This is a genomic window from Acidovorax sp. (assembly GCF_046339755.1).
GTDB lineage: Bacteria > Pseudomonadota > Gammaproteobacteria > Burkholderiales > Burkholderiaceae_C > Acidovorax.
Genome location: NZ_JBKDTZ010000325.1, coordinates 1 through 4821, shown reverse-complemented (window position 1 = coordinate 4821; position 4821 = coordinate 1). Strand labels below are relative to the sequence as shown.

The 4821-nt window shown below is 64.3% G+C and carries 5 protein-coding genes and 1 pseudogene; 5 read left to right on the top strand and 1 reads right to left on the bottom strand.

From position 1 onward, the window contains the following. The 4 genes and pseudogenes from ACK59X_RS28875 to proB form a co-directional block, all read left to right on the top strand. A pseudogene (locus ACK59X_RS28875) lies at positions 1-66 on the top strand (50S ribosomal protein L21); the annotation flags it as partial. A 49-nt stretch (positions 67-115) separates the two neighbouring features. After that, positions 116-373 carry a 50S ribosomal protein L27 gene (gene rpmA, locus ACK59X_RS28870; RefSeq protein ID WP_409961973.1) on the top strand — a complete coding sequence of 86 codons (258 nt, stop codon included), beginning with the start codon at positions 116-118 and terminating at the stop codon, positions 371-373. Positions 374-553: 180 nt separating this feature from the next. After that, a complete protein-coding gene (gene cgtA / locus ACK59X_RS28865; RefSeq protein WP_409961971.1) occupies positions 554-1624 on the top strand; it encodes an Obg family GTPase CgtA in 1071 nt (356 codons plus the stop codon). A 104-nt stretch (positions 1625-1728) separates the two neighbouring features. Next, positions 1729-2871, top strand: coding sequence for a glutamate 5-kinase (proB, locus tag ACK59X_RS28860; RefSeq protein ID WP_409961970.1), 1143 nt, complete (start codon positions 1729-1731; stop codon positions 2869-2871). A gap of 77 nt (positions 2872-2948) precedes the next feature. Here proB and ACK59X_RS28855 read toward each other — a convergent pair whose 3' ends face one another. Then, positions 2949-3653, bottom strand: a complete 705-nt coding sequence (locus tag ACK59X_RS28855) for an RNA pyrophosphohydrolase (RefSeq protein ID WP_409961968.1) — start codon at positions 3651-3653, stop codon at positions 2949-2951. 90 nt (positions 3654-3743) lie between these two features. Here ACK59X_RS28855 and proS point away from each other — a divergent pair. Then, a partial coding sequence (gene proS / locus ACK59X_RS28850; protein WP_409961966.1) for a proline--tRNA ligase occupies positions 3744-4821 on the top strand: 1078 nt, incomplete at its 3' end.

The following is a 4821-nucleotide window of genomic DNA, read 5'->3' as shown; positions in this document are numbered from 1 at the left end:
GTGAAGATCTTCAAGATGCGTCGTCGCAAGCACTATCAAAAGCGTCAAGGCCATCGCCAGAACTAAACTCAAATCCAGATCCAAGCCATCAACGCTGGATAGAGGAGAATGACTCATGGCAAGGAAGAAAGGCGGCGGCTCTACGCGAAACGGACGTGACTCCAAGCCAAAGATGCTGGGCGTCAAGGCGTTCGGTGGTGAACTGATCAGTGCTGGCTCCATCATCGTGCGCCAGCGCGGTACGCGTTTCCACCCCGGTACCAATGTGGGCGTGGGCAAGGACCACACCCTGTTCGCACTGGTGGACGGCCACGTGTCGTTCGGCACCAAGGGTGCCCTGTCCAAGTCGACAGTCAATGTGACGGCCGCCTGAGGGTTTTCACCCCGGCAGCAAACGAAGCCCCGCCTGGTCGGGGCTTTGTTGTTTGGACGCCTGCGACTTCCCTCCGGCGCGTCCTGTCGGCGTCTCGGACGCCCCTCGAAAAGAGCAAAGCCCTGCTGCTCCTTCATTGGTGATTCTCCTGCGCAGCGCTCTTTTGTAAACTGGATACCCATGAAGTTCGTCGATGAAGCCTATATTGACATTGCCGCCGGTGATGGCGGCAATGGCTGCGTGTCGTTCCGGCACGAAAAGTACAAGGAGTTCGGCGGTCCCAATGGGGGCGATGGCGGCCGGGGCGGGCACGTGTTCGCCGTGGCAGATCCGAACCTGAACACCCTGGTCGATTTTCGCTACTCGCGCCGGCACGAGGCCAAGCGCGGCGAGCACGGCATGGGCTCCGACATGTTCGGCGCTGCCGGTGCGGACATCACCTTGAAGGTGCCCGTGGGCACGATCTTCTCCGATGCTGAAACCGGCGAGGTGCTGTACGAGTTGCTCAACCCGGGTGAGCTGGTCACCATCGCCAAGGGCGGCGACGGCGGTTTCGGCAACCTGCGCTTCAAGAGCGCCATCAACCGCGCACCCCGGCAGAAGACGCCCGGTTGGCCCGGTGAGAAGAAGAACCTCAAGCTCGAGCTCAAGGTGCTGGCCGACGTCGGCTTGCTGGGCATGCCCAACGCAGGCAAATCCACCTTCATCGCCGCTGTGTCCAATGCGCGGCCCAAGATCGCGGACGACCCCTTCACTACCTTGCACCCGAATCTGGGTGTGGTGCGTGTGGCGCCTGAGCAAAGCTTCGTCATCGCAGACATTCCTGGTCTGATCGAAGGCGCTTCCGAAGGCGCGGGCCTGGGCCACCAGTTCCTGCGGCATCTGCAGCGCACCCGCCTGCTGCTGCACATCGTGGACATGGCGCCGTTCGATGATGCGGTTGATCCGGTGGCGCAGGCCAAGGCCATCGTGGGTGAGCTCAAGAAATACGACCAGGAGCTGCATGACAAACCACGCTGGCTGGTGCTCAACAAGCTGGACATGGTGCCGACCGAAGAGCGGGAGCAGCGCGTGAAGGACTTCGTCAAGCGTTTCAAGTGGAAGGGGCCAGTGTTCCAGATCTCGGCGCTGACCCGCGAAGGCTGCGAGCCACTGATCCATGCCATCTACCGCCACGTGCAGGCCGAGCAGCGCTCGGAAAACACGCCCGAGGAAATCGATCCGCGCTTCGCCGGGGACGCTCCTGACTGAGGCCACCGTCCGAGGGCCCATGCCAGGCATGGGCCACCAAAGAACAATGCAGTGATGGCGGCTCCTTCCGGGCCGTTCAGCGACAAGAGGCAAAAGAAACAAACATGGTTTCCAGTGTGCTGCGGGACGCCCGCCGAATCGTCGTCAAGGTAGGCTCCAGCCTGGTCACCAACGAAGGCCGGGGCCTTGATGAGGCGGCCATCGGCGAATGGAGCCGGCAATTGGCCGCCTTGGTGCGGGGCGAGGGCGGCGGCGCACCGCGCGAGGTGGTCATGGTCTCCAGCGGCGCCATTGCCGAAGGCATGAAGCGTCTGGGCTGGAACACCCGTCCTCACGAAGTGCACGAACTGCAGGCGGCAGCGGCCGTCGGCCAGATGGGCCTGGCCCAGATGTACGAGACCAAGCTGCGCGAGCAGGGCATGGGCAGTGCCCAGGTGCTGCTCACCCACGCCGACCTGGCCGACCGCGAACGCTACCTGAACGCGCGCTCCACCCTGCTCACCCTGTTGCGCCTGGGTGTGGTGCCGGTGATCAACGAAAACGACACGGTCGTCAACGACGAAATCAAGTTCGGCGACAACGACACCCTGGGTGCCCTGGTGGCCAACCTGGTCGAGGCCGATGCCCTCGTCATCCTCACGGACCAGAAGGGCCTGTACACGGCCGACCCGCGCCGCGACCCATCTGCGCAGTTCGTGCACGAAGCCAAGGCCGGCGACCTGGCACTTGAAGCCATGGCCGGCGGCGCCGGCTCCAGCATCGGCAAGGGCGGCATGATCACCAAGATACTGGCGGCCAAGCGCGCCGCCGGCTCAGGGGCCTCCACCGTCATCGCCTGGGGGCGCGAGCCAGATGTGCTGGTGCGCCTGGTCCAGGGCGAGGCACTGGGCACCCTGCTGGTGGCGCAGACGCAAAAGAAGCAGGCCCGCAAGCAATGGATGGCCGACCACCTGCAGCTGCGTGGGGCCGTACTGGTCGATGCCGGCGCCGCGGCCAAGGTGCGCGATGAAGGCAAGAGCCTGCTGCCCATCGGCATGACGGCCGTGGAAGGGGACTTCTCGCGCGGCGACGTGATTGCCGTCCGCGACCCGGCCGGGGTGGAGATCGCCCGGGGCCTGGCCAACTACGCCAGCGCCGAGGCGCGCCTGCTGTGCCGCAAGTCCTCCGCGGAATTCGAGCGCCTGCTCGGTTATGTGGCCGAAGCCGAGATGGTGCACCGCGACAACATGGTGCTCACCATCGCGTGATGCTCGCAGGCCATGCCGGGACGGTGCCAACTCGCCGGCGCCGGCCTGCAGCCCGGGCAGGGGCTGCGCACGCGCGCCTACTTGGCGGGGGGCGGGACGCTGCTGCTTTCCGTATCCAGAGCGGACGACCCAGGCAGCTCCTGCAATGCCATGGGCCTGCTGCTTTGCGGATCGGGGTCGAAACTGGCGCCCGGCGGCAGTTCCATACCCGGGTTCACCAGCAGCGAACCCGTGCGGAACATGGCGCTGCCCGCGTGCTCGCCATCGCGCGCGCGCATGCCACTGCGCAGGTAGCGGTTGCGCTGCTCGTTGCGCGGCAGAAAGCGCGCCAACTCCGTCAGCGCCATTTCATACACACCGCGCTTGAACTCCACGACCACATCCAATGGCACCCAGTAATCGTTCCAACGCCAGGCGTCGAACTCCGGGTGGTTGGTGGCACGCAGGTTCAAATCCCAGTCGTGTCCCACCAGTTGCAGCAGATACCAAATCTGTTTCTGGCCCTTGTAGTGTCCGCGCGCATCGCGGCGGATGTACCGGTCAGGCACCTCGTAGCGCAACCAGTCCCGGGTGCGGGCTACCAAACGCACATGGTTGGGGTGCAGCCCCACTTCCTCGTGCAACTCCCTGTACATGGCCTGTTCGGGGGTCTCCCCTCGGTCAATGCCACCCTGAGGGAATTGCCAGCTGTGGGTGCGGATGCGTTTGCCCCAGAACACCTGGTTCTTCTGGTTGAGCAGGATGATGCCGACGTTCGGCCGAAAGCCGTCCCGGTCAAGCATAATCAAACCCCAAATTTTTAAACTGTGTCCATTATGCACGGCGCTTAGAGCGCAGCAAGTGGGCTGCCCCTGAACGCCCTTCGCCCCAGCATGAAAGCCTCCCAATTCTTCATTTCCACCCTCACGGAAGCGCCTGCCGATGCCGAGGTGGTGAGCCACCAGTTGATGACGCGCGCCGGCCTGATCAAGAAGCTGGGCGCGGGCATCTACAACTACATGCCCATGGGGCTGCGCGTGGTGCGCAAGGTCGAGGCCATCGTGCGCGAGGAGATGAACCGGGCCGGCGCCGTGGAGTTGACCATGCCCGTGGTCCAGCCGGCCGAACTGTGGCAGGAAACCGGCCGCTTCGAGAAGATGGGCCCGGAACTGCTGCGCATCCAGGACCGCCATGGCCGCGACTTCGTGATTCAGCCCACCAGCGAAGAAGTGATTACTGACATCGCTCGCCAGGAACTGCGCAGCTACAAAAAGTTGCCAAAAAACTTCTACCAGATCCAAACCAAGTTCCGTGACGAGCGCCGTCCGCGCTTTGGACTGATGCGCGGCCGCGAGTTCACGATGAAGGACGCCTACAGCTTCGACCGCGATCAGGCGGCTGCCAAGGCGAGCTACCAGGTCATGGCCCAGGCCTACCGCCGCATCTTCGACCGCTTCGGTCTGACCTACCGTGCCGTGGCAGCCGACAGCGGCGCCATCGGGGGGGACCTGAGCGAGGAATTCCAGGTGATCGCCGCCACCGGCGAAGACGCCATCGTCTACTGCCCCGGCAGCGACTATGCCGCCAACATGGAAAAGGCCGAGGCCCTGGCGCCCACAGGCCCGCGCGGCGCTGCCTCCCAGGCCCTGACCAAGACCCCCACGCCCGGCAAGAGCACCTGTGCCGATGTGGCCGAACTGCTCAAGGTGCCGCTCAATACCACGGTCAAGTCGCTGGTGTTGGCCACTGACGAGATCAACGAGGCGGGCGAGACCGTCAAGACCCAGGTCTGGCTGCTGCTGCTGCGAGGCGACCATGACATGAACGAGATCAAGGCTGGCAAGGTGCCCGGCCTTTCGGGTTTCCGCTTCGCCACCCTCGGTGAAATCGAGGAGCACTTCGGCTGCAAGCCCGGCTACCTCGGTCCCCTGGGCCTCAAGAAGCCCGTGAAGACCGTGGTCGACCGGGACG

Coding starts and splice junctions, on each gene's coding strand:
- rpmA (WP_409961973.1), top strand. CDS start 116: ATGGCAAGGAAGAAAGGCGGCGGCTCTACGCGAAACGGACGTGACTCC.
- cgtA (WP_409961971.1), top strand. CDS start 554: ATGAAGTTCGTCGATGAAGCCTATATTGACATTGCCGCCGGTGATGGC.
- proB (WP_409961970.1), top strand. CDS start 1,729: ATGGTTTCCAGTGTGCTGCGGGACGCCCGCCGAATCGTCGTCAAGGTA.
- ACK59X_RS28855 (WP_409961968.1), bottom strand. CDS start 3,653: ATGCTTGACCGGGACGGCTTTCGGCCGAACGTCGGCATCATCCTGCTC.